Below are 17,725 nucleotides of genomic sequence, written 5' to 3' on the forward strand. Positions count from 1 at the left end.
ATAAAATACCTAGTTAATGTGTATGTTTTTTGGGTACTGGGTCAAAACCGCCCTCGTGCCAAGGGTGGCATTTGCCAATGCGTTTAACGCTCAAAATCAAGCCTTTAAAAAAGCCGTGTTCTAGCACGGCATCATAGGAATACTGAGAGCAGGTTGGATTAAAGCGACAATTAGCCCCAAGCAACGGGCTGATAAACAACTGATAAAATTTAATCGGAATCAACAATAAATAGCGCATTATTTTTTAACCACTTTCTTGAACAGGTCTAGTAACTCTGCTGATAAAACAGGGTTTTTTACAGATTTTGATTTTCTTACCATTACCACAAACCCCCAATTGTCTAACTGTTGTTGCTCTAGTCTAAAGGTCTCTCTGGCAATGCGTTTAAATCGATTTCTATCCACCGCCAAACGATGTACTTTTTTCGAAATGGCTAACCCTAATTTTGGCCTTGACACTGCCAATGGTTTTGCAATGACTTGCCAATACTTGCCTCTTGCCATTTTTCCACCTTTAAAAATGGTGCTGTATTCATTGGGCTTGAGGAGTTTAGCATCATGCGTTAACCTAAAAGACATTAGGCAGCCAAGCGCTTGCGTCCTTTTCTTCTACGGGCATTAATGACTGCACGACCTGATTTGGTGCTCATTCTTGATCTGAAACCGTGGGTACGCTTGCGCTTAATAACGCTGGGTTGAAAGGTTCTTTTTTGGTGCATAATTTTAACTCACAAATTAAATAAAGGGGCTATTTTACCATAAATCCACCCAAACACCATATTGTTGTTATACAATAGAAAAAGCAACTCTTGAAGGAAAGCAAAACACAGAATGGATTTAGTTTATTGGTTAATGTTACTGAAGGCACCCCGCATCGGTACACGAACTTTTTATAAAATACTTAAAGTTTTTGAAACACCTGAGGCGGTATTTTTGGCATCCGAATCTGAGCGTAAAAAAAGTGGCTTGTTCCGCCAGGAAACGCTAAAGTTTTTGACGCAAAACGACACCTCACTGGTGCAAGCTGACCTTGATTGGGCGCAAGCTGATGGCTGCCATATCCTCACTTTGATTGACAAAGATTATCCCGAACAACTCAAAACCATCATGGATCCACCACCAATCTTGTATGTCAGGGGCGATGTTGCCTGCTTATCAAAACCACAACTGGCGATTGTTGGCAGTCGCAATCCAAGCGTTGGCGGCAAACAACATGCCTATGATTTTGCCCAATTATTGGCGCACTTAGATATTGTTGTTATCTCTGGCATGGCAAGTGGCATTGATGCCAGCGCACATATTGGCGCTTTGGAGGCAAATGCACAAACCATCGCCGTTTGTGGTACTGGATTAGACCGAATTTACCCAGCAAAACACAAAGCTTTGGCGCATCAAATCTCAACCAAAGGTGCGCTTATTTCTGAATTTTGTATTGGCACTTCGCCACTGGCAAATAATTTTCCAAGGCGTAATCGCATTATTAGCGGTTTAAGTTTGGGCACTTTGGTGGTTGAAGCCAGCATTAAAAGTGGCACAATGATTACCGCAAAACTCGCAGCCGAACAAGGGAAAGAGGTATTTGCCATTCCAAGCTCAATCCACAATCCCTTGTCACAAGGATGCCATCAACTCATTAAACAAGGGGCAAAATTAGTGGAAAATATCGACGATATCCTTGACGAATTACAACTTAATTTACCCATCCAAAAAAATAACTCAGTTATTTCTACAAAAGAGTCTAACGACCACCCCTCTGTGCTATTAAAATACCTAAGTTATAATGCTATTAATATTGATGAAATAGTTGAAAGAAGTAACTTGAGTCCACAAGTCGTTACACAAGAGTTGCTTTTATTGGAACTTGAACACAGAGTGGTAAGGATTAATGGCTCTAGCTATGTGCTAACTAAATGAGGTTTTTTATGACAAATAACAATAATATTCTTGATGTACTAACATATATGTTCGACTATCTGTTCGAAGTAGCGGAAGAGGAGGTCAACGAAATTGACGATATCACCCTTAAAGCGCGCCTTTCAGATGCTGGATTTGAAGTTACACGCATTGATAAGGCGCTCAGTTGGCTAGAGAATATTGCCACTTTGCAAGATGGCAATATTCAGTTGTCTGGTCATTCTAACGGCGGTATGCGCATTTATAGTGATGATGAAAAATCAAAACTCAATGCAAAATCTCGTGGTTTCTTATTGTTTATGGAAAACATAGGGCAAGTAGATGCCAATCAGCGTGAAATGATTATTGACCAAGTTATGTCCCTCAACGATGCCACCCTGTCCTTGGACGACCTAAAATGGGTGGTCATGATGGTACTTGGCAACAGCAACGATCAAGAAATCTCACCCCAATGGTTAGAATCAATTATGTCTCCTGATGACAACTACACGGTTCAGTGATGGCAAAAAATCTTGTTATTGTTGAGTCCCCTGCCAAAGCCAAAACCATTGAGAAGTTTTTAGGAAAAGATTTTAGTGTTAAATCCAGTATCGGTCATATTCGTGATATGCCTAAGAAAAATATGGGCATTGATATTGAAAATAATTTCGAACCGACCTATGAAGTTACCGCAGATAAAAAGAAAGTCGTTACAGAATTGCGCAAAGCCGCAAAAGCCGCCGATAAAATTTACCTCGCAACGGACGAAGACCGCGAAGGAGAAGCCATTGCCTGGCATTTATTAAAAGCATTAGATTTGCCCAGAGACACACCAAGGATTGTCTTTCACGAAATTACCAAAGGCGCCATTACCAATGCCATTGTCAAACCTAGAACGGTTGATTATCAATTGGTAGATGCCCAGCAAGCACGCCGTATTATCGATAGATTGGTGGGTTTTGAAATTTCGCCCGTTTTATGGCGCAAAATTTCAGGTGCGCGTTCAGCAGGGCGTGTGCAATCTCCAGTAATGCGCTTAGTCGTTGAAAGAGAGCGGGAAATCAGCGACCATACCGCCGAAAGCACTTATAAAATTAAAGCAGAATTGTCCAACAATGCAGGCAAACTCGTTGAAGTAAAACTCAGCCAAGACTTTGCCAGCAAAGACGAAGCACTGGCATTCTCCACCGCTCTTCTAAGCGCCACATTAAGCGTCTCTTCCATTGAAGAAAAACCATCAAAACGCTCACCCAAGCCCCCTTTTATCACCTCCACACTACAACAAGAAGCCTCACAAAAACTAGGCTTTTCGGTAAAACAAACCATGACACTGGCGCAAAATCTATACCGTGAAGGCGCCATTACTTACATGAGAACAGACTCATTTACCTTATCAGAAACAGCCATCGAAGCCGCCGGCAAAGTTATTGAACAAAAATTTGGCAGCGAATATCACACCGTAAGACGATTTAAAACCAAAGATGCCGGCGCACAAGAAGCACACGAAGCCATTCGCCCAACCGACCTAAGCAAACCAGAAATTCTTGGCTTAGAAGCCCAAGCCGCCAAACTTTACGCCCTCATTTACAAACGCACCCTCGCCTCACAAATGAGCGACGCCAGACTGCAAAAAACACAAATTAAAATCAGCATTTCCAGCCGCCCTGAAAGCTTTATCGCCAACGGCGAAGTATTGATATTCCCCGGCTTCTTAAGCGTTTACGACTATCTTTCTGCAGAAGACAAATTATTACCAAACCTAAGCCAAGGCGACATTTTAAACTTATTTAGTTTTGCCGCCAAACAAAGTTTTTCAAGAGCCAAACCGCGCTACACCGAAGCCTCCTTGGTAAAAAAAATCGAAGAAATGGGCATCGGTAGACCCTCAACATTCGCCACCATGGTATCCACCGTACAAGACAGAAATTATGTAACCAAGGAAACCAGAGAAGGCATTCAACGCGAATACCAGTTGATTGAAATCAAAGACCAACAAATCATCCAATCACAGCCCAGCGAAACCACAGGCGCTGAAAAAAACAAACTGTTCCCAACCAATGTCGCCTACCTGCTTACCGATTTTCTAGTCAAATATTTTGATGATATTATTGATTATAAATTCACCGCCAAACTCGAAAGCGATTTTGACACCATTGCCACCCAAAATGTCCCATGGCAAGGCGTCGTTAAAAACTTCTACGAACCCTTCCACCAAAAAATTGAAGCCGCCGCCGACATCTCCAGAGAAGAAACCCACGGCATGCGCGAACTCGGCACCGACCCCAAAAGCGGCAAACCCGTCAGCGTACGCTTTGGCAGATACGGCGCTTTCGCCCAAATCGGCCACAAAGACGACGAAGAAAAACCAGTCTTCGCCTCACTCCGAGGCTCACTAGACATCGAAAGCATCGTCCTTGACGAAGCCCTAGAATTATTCAATATGCCCCGCACAGTCGGCGAAACCGACACCCTCGGCACCATCAAAGCCAACTACGGCCGCTTCGGCCCCTACCTCCAATACGGCAAAAAATATGTCTCCCTCAAAGAAGACACCCCCGAAGAAGTTACCCTAGAAAAAGCCCTAGAACTCATTCAAGCCAAAGAAAAATTCGACGCCGAACGCATCATAAAAACCTTCGACGACAGCGAAATCCAAGTCCTCAACGGCCGCTTCGGCCCCTACATCTGGAACGGCAAAAAGAAAGGCAAAGGCCAAAAAAACATCACCATCAAAAAAGTCTTCGGCGACAAAGCCCCCGCAGACTTAACCCTTGAAGAATGTAAAAAAGCTGTTGCTGGTAAGCTTAAGCCTAAAGCAAAAGCCAAGCCAAAAAAGAAGAAGAAAGTTGTTAAGAAATAGATTAAAATTTAGAACAATTGCTTCAAAGGTGAATCTATGTCAAAGTCTAAAAATAATCCACCCCAAGTCGCCAAGCCATTTTTAAAGTGGGCAGGCGGAAAGCGTGGCTTGATAGAGCAATTATTTTCTAAATTCCCCACAGAATTTAATAATTATCACGAACCTTTTTTAGGTGGCGGTGCAGTATTTTTTGAACTTTATTCGAGAGGAATGCTAAAAGGCAAGAAGGCATACCTTTCTGATATAAATTCAGAACTTATTAACACTTACAATGTCGTTAAAAATAATCCCAGCAAACTAATTACCAATCTACAAACTTACAAAGAAAATCATAATAAAGAATTTTATTACCAAACCAGAGAATTAGACAGATCAGATAATTTCAAAACATTGTCAGAATTAGAACGAGCAACACGATTTATTTACCTTAATAAAACATGTTTTAACGGACTCTATAGGGTCAATTCAAAAGGCTATTTCAATACGCCAATCGGCAGTTATAAAAACCCAAATATTGCCGACAAAGAGGCAATTTTAAATGCCAGTAAGGCGTTGCAAAATACCATTATTGCCAATCAATCGTTTGATAGAACAATAGATAACACAAGTCCAAATGATTTTGTTTACCTTGATCCGCCTTACTACCCTCTTACCGAAACCGCCAGTTTCACGGCTTACGATAAAAATGCTTTTTTAGACGAAAAACAAAAACAGTTATTTGATGTATTTAAAGAACTGCATCAAAAGAAATGTACAGTTATGAAAAGCAATTCTGATACAAATTTTATTAAAGATTTATATCAAGAATATATTATTGATTTTGTGCAAGCCAATCGATTTATAAATAGCAAAGGTGGTGGTCGTAGCAAAATTAATGAGGTTTTAATAAATAATATTTTGGACATGAAGGCGTGATACGAGCAGACGATTCAGTTGAAATCAATTTATACCGCATAGAAGAACACTCCTCGCCTGACGCAATAAGAAAGCTCTTACTGGATACTTGGATTAAGGAGCCAAAATATATAAAGTACAGATATTTTGTAGATGTTTTAGAAAATAGCAATAGAGTTTATTTAGAACGCCCAGGTAGGCTGAACAAGGGATGTGATTTTGTAATTTTTATTGAGGACGATAATTTATTTAAAAATGGCAACGACAAGCCGCCGTCACATAAATATGTAACTGAAGATTTAAAATTAAAAAAACAAAGTTTAACAGCAGATGAATGGCATGACTTTTTTAAAGCGATTGATATAATCTTTCAATGCAGTTCATACGATGACACATTGCAATACACTCAAAACTTACCAATTTTTGGAAGAAGTTATGAATTAATCCTTAAATTAATTAGGTGGTTTTTTATAGAACAAGATATAACTTATTGGTCTGGGCGAGGTAGAAAAATGTTTTACGAGGATGTTTTAAAAGATGTGTAAATTTGACAACCTAAAAACCACATTCCAAGACTCAATATTTACATGGGGCTACTTTACAGACTTTGACAAAGTCAAATTAAATGTTGCAAAAGTCAATGTAGAGCTTAATATTTTAAATAGTTTGATTGGAAAAGATGACATAGAAAATCAATTTATATTATTGATAGAGCAATATCCAAATATCAGAATGGCTCTGCCACTTTTAATTGCTACTAGAAAAATTAAACTCCAAAATACGCCGATTATTTTAGATGTAGACAAATTGATTGCTGAGAATAAATCATATATTTTTTATGATGCGATTAATGAAGATATAAAGAAAGACTTGTTAATATTTTTTAAAGAAAGTGGATTAAAAGATATTTTTCAAAATAGCTATATCAAAAATCTAGTTGATTATTGTTTTGGTGTTGAGGTTGGGCTTGACTCTAATGGCAGAAAGAATAGAACGGGCATATTAATGGAAAATATTGTTTCTGATTATTTGGGTAAATTTTGCAAAACACACCAAAATTTTAGTTTTATCGAGCAAGCAACACAAAGAAGCATTAAAGATAATTTTGATTGCAATATCAAAATTGATAAAAGCGGAAGAAGGTTTGATTTTGCGCTACACAATAGTGATAACAATAAATTACACCTAATTGAAGTTAATTATTATGGCAGTGGCGGATCTAAGTTAAAGGCAACTGCTGGAGAATATCAAGCGCTTAACGATTTTATTAAGTCACAAGGTTTGGATTTTATTTGGATTACTGATGGCAAAGGGTGGTTAACAGCGTTGAACCCCTTAGAAGAAACTTTTAATCATAACGATCATGTCATTAATTTAAATATGTTAAAAAACAATGCTTTGAAAAATATTTGTATTTAAATTTATATCTTTTGTATATTATTATATTTACAATTATAAAAATTAGGTTATAATTATGTTTGAGAAAGATATTAAGATTGAACTAATAAAAAGAGATGTAAAGCCCAGTGAGGTTTATAAGGCGCTAGGACTTGAAAGGGCGCATTTTTATCAAGCAATCAAAAGCTACAACCTAAACAACAAAACTTTGAAAAAAATTTTGGATTATTTGGGGCTTGAAATATCTTTTGTTTTAAAGCAAAAGGATGACTCAAATGAGAATCAAAAAATATAAAAAATTGCATTCTACCTTGGAGGATGGGTTTGATTTATTAGATAACAACATGAGGGATTGCCTTACCCCTCTAAACGGCAAAAACTGGAAATTTCATGTTAACAAAAAATTGAGGTTAAAAAATTATTCCCACTTTCATAATGTAGATTTTTTGAACTTTAATAGTAAAAAAGCACCCAGAGATTGCTTATCCAGTAATAGAATTCTTGAATGCGCTTTTAAGCATATTTATCAATTACCCATATTTCGCATTAGTAAAAAACCATGCCTAAGATAACAAAACTTAATCCTGAAAACTTCGAACAAGAATGCGCAACAGTGTGGAGCTTTCCTCGGCGTGGCAACTGGGCAACCCATAAAAGCACATACAGGGGGAATTGGGCGCCAGAAGTTGTAAGAAATTTAATTTTAAGATACTCAGAGCAAGGCGACTATTTGCTTGACCCCATGATTGGTGGCGGCACAACTGCCATAGAATGTAAACTATTAAATAGAAACTTATTGGCACTGGATATAAACCCAAATGCAATCAAAATTACAGAAACTGCACTTGATTTTGAAAGTGAATTTAATCCAATTATAAAAACAAAAATTAACGACAGCAGAAAACTGCCAATGTTGAAAGACGATAGCATTGATTTTGTCCTTAACCATCCGCCTTATGTAGATATTATCAAATATTCTGATAAGACAATAGAACAAGATTTGTCTAATATTCATGATTTAGATGCATTTTGCGATGAGATAGAAAAGGTTGCAAAAGAGTTTTATCGAGTGCTGAAGCGTGGCAAATATTGCGCTATTTTAATTGGTGACACTAGGCGCAATAAGATGTATCAGCCTTTAGCGTTCAAGGTAATGCAAAGATTTTTTAATGCTGGATTTGAATTAAAAGAAGATATTATCAAGCAACAGCACAACTGTAAGGCAACTGGCTTTTGGGTTAACAAAAGTAAAGATTATAATTTTTTGCTAATTAAACATGAACATTTATTTGTGTTCAAAAAAGTATGATGATTTTTAAAATGATGAAAGGAGTGTGTTATGTATGATTACCAAATTGTTTGTTTAAATGGTGCTAATAGAACGAAAGACGAAGAAACCACAGATGCAACAGCAATTCACCCAATAAGTAAAGCGTGTGAAATTTTTGTTGAGAAATTTTGCCAAGAAAATAATATAGTGTGCTTAGGTGGCGTTGCCTTTGGCGAAGGATTATTGAGAAGTTTGACCTATGCATTAGAAGAGAATAACTTTAAAGAAAATTGGACATGCTTTAGCGACACATACACTGAACAACTCTGTTAAATATTTTTTGACTTAGGTTAAATGTGAAAAAAACATTAATGCCAATGCAAGATAAAATTCCAACTTTTTATATAATTACAAAATAAATTACAATGAGCAGACTGATAACTTACGGCGATATTCACGGCTGTTGCAGTGAATTAGCGCAATTACGGCAGAAGATAAAACCAGCGAAAAACGACATAGAGGTTTGTGTTGGCGATGTGATTACTCGGGGGAAAGACTCGATTAAAACACTTAGATATTTGCAAAGCCATAATATTAAATCTGTTTTGGGTAACCATGAGGATAAGATTGTTCGTTACTTACAACATCAAGAGAGTATCAAGGAAAATCCGATAGTGTTGGATGAGGATGAGCAGGATATTGTTGTAAATTTAAATGCTGAAGATATAAGTTATTTGAAAAATATGCCTTTGTTTATGCGGTTTGAAAAAATTACTATTTTGCATGGTGGTTTGCAAAATCGCCAAAATTTGAATAAAATTTCCAAAAAATCAAGGGCTCAAATTCTGAGATTACGCTTCTTAGATCAAGACCATAATTTTGTAACCTTTGGCAAAGAGGATGAAAAATCGATTTTTTGGGCGGATATATATAATGGTGGCCAAGGTTTTGTGGTGTATGGGCATCAAAATTTTAATGAGGTAAAAATCAATCAACATGCGCTTGGCATTGATACGGGCTGTGTGTATGGCGGAAAATTAAGTGCGGCAATTTTTCAAGAGATAAAGGATGAAAAATTTTCTATTGAAAGTGTGAACGCTGATGTGCGGTAAAATATCAATTTTTATCAAGATAAAAAATTATGTTATTATTAAGTGAAGTGATGATTGCCCATACCAATTTAGAATCATTTGAAGATTTGGTGCCAATTGTTAAGAATATTGCCAAGTCGGGTGATGAACGATTTTTTCAGATGGATGTGAAGCCTGATTATGGCGATACACCTGAGAATTGGGAAGATCGTTTGGAAGCGGCTTTTTATTAGGGAGTAACAAATGGGTTTTAAATATTTAAATAAAGAACAAGATATTTTTGATGGCGATGATGGCGAAGATGTGTATGCGAATGAGGAGCAACTTCAGGCTCGTTTGGCGTATTTTGAGGCACAATTGGCGGGTTTGAGCGAGAATGCGCCGACTGAAGATCGCATCAAAAATTTATTAGAAATTGGTCGTATTCAAGTTGAGCGCTATAAGGGTGCTGATGCTTGGGAAAAGGCCTTTACTGCTTTTACATTGGCGCAAGATGATGAATTGTGGGAATTGGCGGTTGAGGCTTGTGATGTGATGTTTTTGTCAGAAGGTCCAGATGCGTTGGTGGCGTTGGGGCATGCTCTGTGGCTGGGGATAACTTTCCCGATTGACCCTGAAATTACGGTGGCAATGTTACAACATTTGGTAGAAGAGTCTCCTGAAGAGGCGGACACACGAGCGGTAGCGGCAACGGTGGCGCATTATATTACTTCAATGCGATGTGGCGAGGAAGATGATTTGACTTTTTTCACTTCACAAATGCTGGCAAGTGTTGCTGACAAACATTCTCATGTAACAGATCAATCAACTTTTGATTTGTGGCGTAGAACCTTAGAATTGGACAAGCCTGATGTGTTTTTAAAGAAATTATCAGGTGCAATTGACCAGTTAGTAGAGGGAAAATGGTGGATTGACAAAGATAAAATTAGAACCAAATTGGACAATGAAAACCAAAATTAAAGTTTGTGGATTTACCACTGCTGACAATGCACGAGCGGCGGCATTTCTTGGCATAGATGCTATTGGCTTAGTATTTTACGACAAGTCGCCACGCCATGTTGAGGTAGAAACTGCTTTGGAAATTGTCAATGCATTGCCACCGTTTGTTAACCGCGTGGGCTTATTTGTGAATGCAGATTCTGGTTTTATTGATGAAGTATTGTGCGAAGTGCCGTTGGACACTCTACAATTTCATGGTGACGAATCTCCTATAGAATGTAATCAATATGCCATGCCTTTTATCAAGGCTTTGCGAGTGCATGCCGATACCAATATTGTTAAAATGGCAGAAGACTATCATCAGGCCAGCGGTTTGTTATTAGATGCCTTTAACCAAGAGGCTTATGGTGGCACAGGTGAGCATTTTGATTGGTCTTTGGCCAAAGTTGATATTGATTTACCAATTATTCTTGCAGGTGGACTTACACCTGATATGGTATCTACTGCCGTTAAACAGGTTAATCCCTATGCAGTTGATGTGTCTAGTGGCGTGGAAAGTATAAAAGGTATAAAAGATATTGAGAAAATAAAACATTTTATTGCCAATACTCCAATCCAAGGATAAAAATTGCAAACATAACGACGCTGTCTTGACATTAACCCCTTTCGTGTTTGACTGCTCTATCCGTACAGAAATAGCAATGGGTTTTTGGTTGGGGCAATATTCACTTAGTCGTTAAAACAGAATAATTTCCTTATTTTACTTTATGGCGAAAAAGTAAAATATGGATTTCCTTATTTCACTTTATGGCAATAAAGTAAAATAAGGATTTCCTAATTCCACTCTTGGATTTTACGGTATTTTCAAAAATACAGTACCTATAGAGATGTTTACATAAATATTTAAAACAAGAGTAGGCGTTAGGTCTACATTTTCTATCTTTGGGTTAAAGCCAAAGATATTAGCAAGATTGGTCAGTTTCTGTTAAACTTTTAAACTCTTATCTTCTGTCAAAATATTAAGAAAAATTAAAGGGGTAAAAAATGACTGATTTTCAAATATTCTCTATAGTGCTAGCAGTGCTAGCGGTGGCTTTTGTCCTAAAATCCATAAAAATTGTTTCGCAAAGTGATATTTATATTATTGAAAGACTGGGTAAATTTAATCGTGAACTTAGTGCTGGCTTCCACATCATCATCCCATTTTTAGATGTGGTGCGTCAAAGTATTACTATTCGTGAGCAAATTATCGACATACCCAGCCAATCGGTTATCACCAAAGATAATGTTAATATTACTGTTGATGGTTTGGTTTTTTGTAAAATACAAAGCGCTAAAGAGGCTATTTACAATGTTGTGAGCTTTCACAAAGCAATTTCATCTTTAGCCATGACAACCATTAGAAGTGAGATTGGCTCCATGCAACTTGATGAAACTTTAAGCAACAGAGAGAGCCTTAATGCTAAATTACAACTAGAACTCTCTGATGCCGCCAATAATTGGGGCTTGCTGGTAACTAGGGTTGAAATTAGTGATATATCAGTACCTAGTGACATTGAAGAAGCGATGAATATGCAAATGAAAGCTGAGCGAGAAAAGCGTAGTATCGAGTTAAATGCTCAAGCAGAAAAAGAAGCGGTTATTAGGCAAGCTGAAGCAGTTAAACAAAGTGAATTTTTAAAAGCAGAGGCGATTGAAAGAATGGCGGATGCCAAAAAATATGAGCAAGAAAAAATAGCTGAAGGTCAACAGAAAGCTATTACCATTATTAATGAAGCCATTGCAAAAAATCAAAATTCAGCAGAATTTTTATTAGCAAAAGACAGAATTAAAGCGTTTAGCGCCTTGGCAAGCAGCGATTCAAAGGATAAAATTGTTGTGCCCTATGAAGCGACAGAGCTGATTGGCAGCTTGAGTATTCTTAAAGACATACTGCAAAAATAACTTATGGAAAGTTTATCTAGTGTACTGCTGCTCACTATTGGGATTTGTTTAATCTTTTTAGAAATTATATTATATTCATTCTTTATTATTTGGCTTGGCATGGCCTTAGTAATGGTTGCCATTATTGAGTACTTTATGCCGTTATCATCAATTTGGATTCAGTTTACACTGGCAAGTGTCATCTCCATTATTTTATTTGCATTATTTTATAAGCCACTTAAAAGTTTTGTCAACAAAAGCCCAGGACTTGACAATGATTTTATTAAACAGCATGGCAAAGGCATGATCAAAAACCAAATGTTGAGCTATCAAGGAAGTTATTTTAAAGTGGTTAATTGCGATGTGTCCTCTTTAGATGGTGCAGAGGTAGTTGTGATTAAAATAGAGAAAAACAACGCTTGGATAAAATATGAATAATTACAACTTACCCGACGATAAAGGGCATTTCGAGCAATATGGTGGTATTTTCATCGCCGAAACTTTAATGACAGCCGTAACCGAATTAAAAGAGGCTTACGAAAAATACAAAGAAGATGCGGATTTCTTAACTGAGTTTGAAGACGATTTAAAGCATTATGTGGGTCGCACTACGCCGCTTTATCATGCAAAAAATTTGAGTCAAAAATTAGGTGGTGCGCAAATTTACCTTAAACGAGAAGATTTGAATCACACGGGGGCACACAAAGTAAACAACACCATTGGCCAGGCGCTTTTGGCAAAACGCATGGGTAAAACCCGTATTATTGCCGAAACAGGTGCTGGTCAACATGGCGTAGCAACGGCAACAGTTGCGGCTCGTTTGGGGTTGGAATGCGTGGTTTATATGGGTGCGGTGGATGTGGCTCGCCAAGCGCTTAATGTATTTCGCATGAAATTATTAGGGGCTACGGTTATCCCCGTCACCTCAGGTTCAAAAACTCTAAAAGATGCAATGAACGAGGCGATGCGTGACTGGGTAACCAATATTGACGATACTTTTTATATCATTGGCACAGTTGCAGGGCCACATCCTTATCCAATGATGGTGCGAGATTTTCAAAGTGTGATTGGTAAAGAAGCCAAAATACAATTTGCTGAACAGGTCGGCGGTTTGCCCGATGCTTTGGTGGCGTGTGTGGGTGGCGGTTCAAATGCGATTGGTTTGTTTCATGCGTTTATTGACGACGCAGCCGTTAATATTTATGGCGTTGAAGCAGCAGGACACGGCTTAGAAAAAGGCCCAACTGCGCATGCAGCCCCACTTTGTGCAGGCAGTATGGGTGTTTTACACGGCAGTCGTACTTATTTGATGGAAGATGAAAATGGGCAAATTATTGAAGGGCATTCCATCAGCGCTGGATTAGATTACCCAGGTGTTGGCCCAGAGCATGCCTACTTAAAAGACTGCGGTCGTGCGCAATATGTTGCCATTACCGACAAAGAAGCGCTTGAGGCTTTCCACACTTTAACCAAAACTGAAGGTATTTTGCCTGCATTAGAATCTTCCCACGCTGTGGCTTACGGCATAAAACTTGCAGAACAACTGGGTAAAGATAAAAATATGATTATCAATCTTTCGGGTCGTGGCGATAAAGACATTCACACCATTGCTCAAATTGAAGGCATTGAATTTTAAACTAAGAGTAATAATTTACTCTTAATTTAAAATTATATTATATTAGAGTTAAATGTTTACTCTTAGTTATAGTTTATTCTATATTAGAGTTAAATATATACTACTAAATGTTAGTTATGTATAATTAGAGTTAAATATTTACTCTTATTTTATTATGCATGCACTAAAAACAATCTCTCAAGAGCGCATCATTGACGATACGCTCATTGAGTTTCTACCCAGTGCTTTATATGCTTACACGCTAGGAAAAAATATACTTAAACGCTTATAGAGAGACCTTTGCATAAAGTTTTAGTGGGCTTTTTTCCTTAGCCACCATAACAACACCAATAATTGTAACAATAACAATGGAACAGTTGACAACAGCACAACTTCCCAGCCAAAGTTAAACACAAACCAACCGGCAGACAATGAGGCTACGGCTTGTGTGGCAAAAATCAGCAAATCATTAATAGACTGCACTTTAAATTTTTCAGAACCACGATAAGCGCGTGGCAATAAACTGGTACTGCCGATAAATAGAAAATTCCAACCGAGTCCCAATAAAATAAGCGCCACCCAATAATTATGCAAACTATGGCTATAACCAATAAAAATACAGACAAAATATAGCGCAATACCGATTATCATCATCTTACTAAGTCCAAATAATTTAACAATAATTGGGGTGAACAAAGAAGGTAGAAACATCGCAATCATATGGGATTGAATGACGAATTTAGTTTGCATCAAAGAAAAACCGTCAATAATATGCATGCTCATTGGGGTAGCAGTCATAATATAACTCATAACAACATAACCCACCGAAGCACTGGATATGGCAACGATAAACACGGACTGCTTGACAATCGCTTTTAAACTTCTACCCGACTGTTTTTGCTCACTTTCAGGAATGTATTTTGACTGGTAAAACCACAATAGCAAAAATGCCAATACAAAACAACAACTGAGCAACAAAAATGAACCGACAAAAGGCGTGTTAAACCAGTCTTTTCCCAATATTGCCAGTTCTGGCCCTAAAAAAGCAGAGGCCAAACCACCGAGAAGCACCGTTGAGGTTGCCGTTGCGTTGAGATTTTCACCAACACTTTCAATAGCAGCAAATCTAAACTGATTCATGGTTGCCATAGTAATGCCAAACAAAAAAATGGACAAGCAAAACAAATAAAAAGATTGTATTTGCAGGGCAACAATGGCAAGCGCAATAATAGCGATTGTATAAACACAAACGCCTAAAAAAGTGCGTCTTCTGCCAATTTTAGACATCACATAAACAACAGGAAGAATGCCACTGGCAGTGCCTATCACCAACATTGCCACTGGCAGGGTTGACAAACTAACATAGGGCGCCAAAGATTGGCCAATAATGCCACCAATAAAAACAACAAAAACACTTAAAGACATAAACAACGATAAACTAATTGTCAACAGCCAAACATTGCGTGGTAATGCTAACACTTGTATTTTTCTGGGCGGTATTGATGCATTGCTTGAATGGTCAATAAGTCTATTTTTGTGCCGCGTTTTTGCAGATTATCAAGCAACATTTGAAACCTTTTTTGATTAAGCCCTTGTCCAAATTTAAACTTGGCACTGAGCCGCTCAATGTTAATTTTAACCACGACCAGCGCCTTAAATTTTTTCTTATAAACTTCATCTTCAAAAGGCAAATAACCACCTTCTGGCTGAAGGTTTTGCATCATTGCGGTGAAAGTTTTGCCAATTTCATCAAAGTCTTCAATAATTTGTGCATTGCCCTCAATAATAACAGACTTAAAAAATGCAGTGGCTGGGCATGCCAGGCCTTCATCGCTACTAAAGTTTGAGGGAATAATGGTGTCCTCTGTAACAACACTAAAAGACACTTGTGGATTTTGCTTAAGTAGGCGAATTTTCTCGCCCTTTGGTGCGCTGTGAAAATAAATGGCATCCTGAAAATAAATGTAATTCAATGGCACGCCATACGGCCTATCACCCATTAAACTCAACACGCCATAACTGCCTGACAATAACATTTGCTCAATCAGTGCCTGATCTTTTATTTCAGATACTTTTCTAATCATGATTTTTAATCCCTTTCTTTAAGCTGCTTTGTTTGGCTCGGCTTAGTGTCAAGGCGTTGTCTGGCGCATTTTTAGTGATAGTAGAGCCTGCTCCGATAAGGGCATTTTTGCCAATAACAACGGGGGCAACGAGCTGAGTGTCTGAGCCGATAAATGCACCATCGCCAATCGTGGTTTGGTGCTTATTAACGCCGTCATAATTACAAGTAATAACGCCTGCGCCAATATTAACCTCTTCACCCATCACAGTATCGCCCACATAACTTAAATGTGAAATTTTTGATCCCTTGCCAATGGTAGATTTTTTCACCTCAACAAAATTGCCGATTTTAACATTGTTGCCGATTTTGCTTTCAGGACGAATGCGTGCAAATGGACCAATGAAAGCGCCATCGCCAATCACAGCGTCTTCAATCAAAGAATTTGGCAAGATAACCACATTATCGCCGATTTTAGTGTTTCTTATTATGCAATTTGGTGCAATTGTTGTATTGTTTCCAATCGATACATCGCCCTCAAGCACCACATTAACATCGATTTCACAATCTTGCCCAAAACTTAAATTACCACGACAATCAAAACGGGCAGGGTCTCTTAGCATTAAGCCTTGTTGCATAAATTGGCTCGCCTGATTTTTCTGAAAAGCCCTTTCTAATGTCGCTAATTGTATTTTATCATTCACGCCTGCCACTTCACATTCGTTTTCTACAATGACCGATGCAATGGTTTTGCCAGTGCCCACAGCCATCGCAATAATATCAGTCAAATAAAACTCACCTTGGGTATTATTTGAATCTAACTTACTCAAATAACTTCTTAACAAACCGCTATCAACCGCCATAACGCCAGTGTTGACTTCACAGATTTTGAGCTGCTCAATGCTGGCATCTTTTTGCTCAACAATGGCTTGAATTTGATTGTTTTGGCGAATAATGCGCCCATAACCTGTTGGATTTTCCAATATTACCGAAAGCAATGCCACGCCACTTTTTTGCACTTGAGCCGTTAATTTTTCTAAAGTTGGTTGCTCAATAAGGGGCACATCGCCATACAGCACAAGAGAAATTGAATCGTCATCAATATGTGGCATCGCCTGCTGCACAGCATGTCCAGTACCAAGTTGCTCGGCTTGCTCCACCCAATGAATTGAATCATCTTTAAAAAAATGACGCACCTGATTGCCGCCAAATCCAACCACAACGAACACTTGGGAGCATAATGCTTGCGCTTGCGTTAGCACATGCCCAAGCAAAGTCTTATCCGATAAGACCTGCAAAACCTTTGGCTTGGCGGCATTCATACGCGAGCCTTTGCCGGCTGCAAGAATAATAGCGTTTATATGTTCCATAAAGTTATAGTGGGTTTAATGTAATGGTTTAGCTCCCGACAATAACACAGAGTTTTGCCTTGATACCTTTGCGAAATTATATCATAGGGCGATTTAAACTTTAATATTTAGTTTTTTACCAAGAGACCCTCACGAGACCCCTGCATTAGGTATAAATATTAACTATCAATCATTTGTCGATCTATTTAAACCTTGTCCCGACAAAGATAAGGCTGGATTTAAGAAATTTACAAATGAGTAAAAAGTGGATTTTTGATGATTATTCAGACTTATGCAAAGGCCTTAGAACAGAGGGCTTCTTACAGATATTTTATATAAGAAATTTTAAATAATTATTTATAAATTTTTAAGAACATGGCGTTACAGTTCTGATATATAATGTAGTTTTTTTTAGTAAAGATTTAAGTAGA

Annotated in this window: 22 protein-coding genes; 16 read left to right on the forward strand and 6 right to left on the reverse strand. The window is 38.0% G+C overall.

What is annotated here, in order from left to right:
• Nucleotides 1-13: 13 nt before the first annotated feature.
• Genes yidD through rpmH form a run of 3 tightly spaced genes read right to left on the reverse strand, consistent with a single transcriptional unit; the run spans nucleotide 14 to nucleotide 719 of the window.
• On the reverse strand, nucleotides 14-238 hold the full coding sequence (gene yidD / locus MS2017_RS10680) for a membrane protein insertion efficiency factor YidD (RefSeq protein ID WP_071563405.1): 225 nt from the start codon (nucleotides 236-238) through the stop codon (nucleotides 14-16).
• The gene (gene rnpA, locus MS2017_RS10685; protein WP_122952175.1) at nucleotides 238-579 is read right to left on the reverse strand and encodes a ribonuclease P protein component; all 342 of its coding nucleotides are present in this window, start codon (nucleotides 577-579) and stop codon (nucleotides 238-240) included. The genes yidD and rnpA overlap by 1 nt, the downstream gene beginning before the upstream one ends.
• Nucleotides 579-719 carry a 50S ribosomal protein L34 gene (gene rpmH, locus MS2017_RS10690; RefSeq protein ID WP_071563407.1) on the reverse strand — a complete coding sequence of 47 codons (141 nt, stop codon included), beginning with the start codon at nucleotides 717-719 and terminating at the stop codon, nucleotides 579-581. Before rpmH ends, rnpA begins: the two co-directional genes overlap by 1 nt.
• A gap of 112 nt (nucleotides 720-831) precedes the next feature.
• On the opposite strand from rpmH, the gene dprA reads away from it, so the two are divergent.
• From dprA to trpB, 16 genes are all read left to right on the forward strand, one after another.
• Nucleotides 832-1,914, forward strand: a complete 1,083-nt coding sequence (gene dprA, locus MS2017_RS10695) for a DNA-processing protein DprA (RefSeq protein WP_122952176.1) — start codon at nucleotides 832-834, stop codon at nucleotides 1,912-1,914.
• 8 nt (nucleotides 1,915-1,922) lie between these two features.
• Nucleotides 1,923-2,414 (forward strand): Smg family protein, encoded by a 492-nt coding sequence (locus tag MS2017_RS10700; RefSeq protein ID WP_071563410.1) that lies wholly within the window; start codon nucleotides 1,923-1,925, stop codon nucleotides 2,412-2,414.
• Nucleotides 2,414-4,753 (forward strand): type I DNA topoisomerase, encoded by a 2,340-nt coding sequence (topA, locus tag MS2017_RS10705; protein WP_122952177.1) that lies wholly within the window; start codon nucleotides 2,414-2,416, stop codon nucleotides 4,751-4,753. The genes MS2017_RS10700 and topA overlap by 1 nt, the downstream gene beginning before the upstream one ends.
• Before the next feature lie 36 nt (nucleotides 4,754-4,789).
• Nucleotides 4,790-5,668, forward strand: a complete 879-nt coding sequence (locus MS2017_RS10710; RefSeq protein ID WP_071563615.1) for a DNA adenine methylase — start codon at nucleotides 4,790-4,792, stop codon at nucleotides 5,666-5,668.
• On the forward strand, nucleotides 5,665-6,192 hold the full coding sequence (locus MS2017_RS10715) for a hypothetical protein (RefSeq protein WP_122952178.1): 528 nt from the start codon (nucleotides 5,665-5,667) through the stop codon (nucleotides 6,190-6,192). The genes MS2017_RS10710 and MS2017_RS10715 overlap by 4 nt, the downstream gene beginning before the upstream one ends.
• Complete coding sequence (locus tag MS2017_RS10720) at nucleotides 6,185-7,066, forward strand: type II restriction endonuclease (protein WP_122952179.1); 882 nt, start codon at nucleotides 6,185-6,187, stop codon at nucleotides 7,064-7,066. Before MS2017_RS10715 ends, MS2017_RS10720 begins: the two co-directional genes overlap by 8 nt.
• Nucleotides 7,067-7,121: 55 nt before the next feature.
• The gene (locus MS2017_RS10725) at nucleotides 7,122-7,340 is read left to right on the forward strand and encodes a helix-turn-helix domain-containing protein (protein WP_071563612.1); all 219 of its coding nucleotides are present in this window, start codon (nucleotides 7,122-7,124) and stop codon (nucleotides 7,338-7,340) included.
• 264 nt (nucleotides 7,341-7,604) lie between these two features.
• Nucleotides 7,605-8,354: a TRM11 family SAM-dependent methyltransferase gene (locus tag MS2017_RS10735; RefSeq protein WP_071563610.1), complete on the forward strand. Its 750-nt coding sequence runs from the start codon at nucleotides 7,605-7,607 to the stop codon at nucleotides 8,352-8,354.
• 30 nt (nucleotides 8,355-8,384) lie between these two features.
• On the forward strand, nucleotides 8,385-8,648 hold the full coding sequence (locus MS2017_RS10740; RefSeq protein WP_071563609.1) for a hypothetical protein: 264 nt from the start codon (nucleotides 8,385-8,387) through the stop codon (nucleotides 8,646-8,648).
• Nucleotides 8,649-8,740: 92 nt separating this feature from the next.
• Nucleotides 8,741-9,427, forward strand: coding sequence for a metallophosphoesterase (locus MS2017_RS10745; protein WP_122952180.1), 687 nt, complete (start codon nucleotides 8,741-8,743; stop codon nucleotides 9,425-9,427).
• 29 nt (nucleotides 9,428-9,456) lie between these two features.
• The gene (locus tag MS2017_RS10750; protein ID WP_071563455.1) at nucleotides 9,457-9,639 is read left to right on the forward strand and encodes a sulfur relay protein DsrC; all 183 of its coding nucleotides are present in this window, start codon (nucleotides 9,457-9,459) and stop codon (nucleotides 9,637-9,639) included.
• A gap of 10 nt (nucleotides 9,640-9,649) precedes the next feature.
• Nucleotides 9,650-10,366 (forward strand): hypothetical protein, encoded by a 717-nt coding sequence (locus MS2017_RS10755; RefSeq protein ID WP_122952181.1) that lies wholly within the window; start codon nucleotides 9,650-9,652, stop codon nucleotides 10,364-10,366.
• Nucleotides 10,350-10,970: a phosphoribosylanthranilate isomerase gene (locus MS2017_RS10760; protein ID WP_122952182.1), complete on the forward strand. Its 621-nt coding sequence runs from the start codon at nucleotides 10,350-10,352 to the stop codon at nucleotides 10,968-10,970. The genes MS2017_RS10755 and MS2017_RS10760 overlap by 17 nt, the downstream gene beginning before the upstream one ends.
• Nucleotides 10,971-11,389: 419 nt before the next feature.
• Entirely contained in the window at nucleotides 11,390-12,289 is a 900-nt protein-coding gene (locus MS2017_RS10765) for an SPFH domain-containing protein (protein WP_122952183.1), read from the forward strand.
• A gap of 3 nt (nucleotides 12,290-12,292) precedes the next feature.
• Complete coding sequence (locus MS2017_RS10770) at nucleotides 12,293-12,706, forward strand: NfeD family protein (protein ID WP_122952184.1); 414 nt, start codon at nucleotides 12,293-12,295, stop codon at nucleotides 12,704-12,706.
• Nucleotides 12,699-13,904, forward strand: coding sequence for a tryptophan synthase subunit beta (gene trpB / locus MS2017_RS10775; RefSeq protein WP_071563459.1), 1,206 nt, complete (start codon nucleotides 12,699-12,701; stop codon nucleotides 13,902-13,904). Before MS2017_RS10770 ends, trpB begins: the two co-directional genes overlap by 8 nt.
• Nucleotides 13,905-14,195: 291 nt before the next feature.
• On the opposite strand, the gene MS2017_RS10780 is transcribed toward trpB, so the two are convergent.
• The 3 genes from MS2017_RS10780 to glmU are packed head-to-tail and all read right to left on the reverse strand — an operon-like array spanning nucleotide 14,196 to nucleotide 17,315.
• Entirely contained in the window at nucleotides 14,196-15,362 is a 1,167-nt protein-coding gene (locus MS2017_RS10780) for an MFS transporter (RefSeq protein ID WP_237731893.1), read from the reverse strand.
• Complete coding sequence (locus MS2017_RS10785) at nucleotides 15,356-15,967, reverse strand: pyridoxamine 5'-phosphate oxidase family protein (protein ID WP_241156940.1); 612 nt, start codon at nucleotides 15,965-15,967, stop codon at nucleotides 15,356-15,358. The genes MS2017_RS10780 and MS2017_RS10785 overlap by 7 nt, the downstream gene beginning before the upstream one ends.
• Nucleotides 15,960-17,315 (reverse strand): bifunctional UDP-N-acetylglucosamine diphosphorylase/glucosamine-1-phosphate N-acetyltransferase GlmU, encoded by a 1,356-nt coding sequence (gene glmU, locus MS2017_RS10790; RefSeq protein WP_206423658.1) that lies wholly within the window; start codon nucleotides 17,313-17,315, stop codon nucleotides 15,960-15,962. Before glmU ends, MS2017_RS10785 begins: the two co-directional genes overlap by 8 nt.
• Nucleotides 17,316-17,725: the final 410 nt, after the last annotated feature.

It is taken from the genome of Bathymodiolus thermophilus thioautotrophic gill symbiont (assembly GCF_003711265.1).
Classification (GTDB): Bacteria; Pseudomonadota; Gammaproteobacteria; order PS1; family Pseudothioglobaceae; genus Thiodubiliella.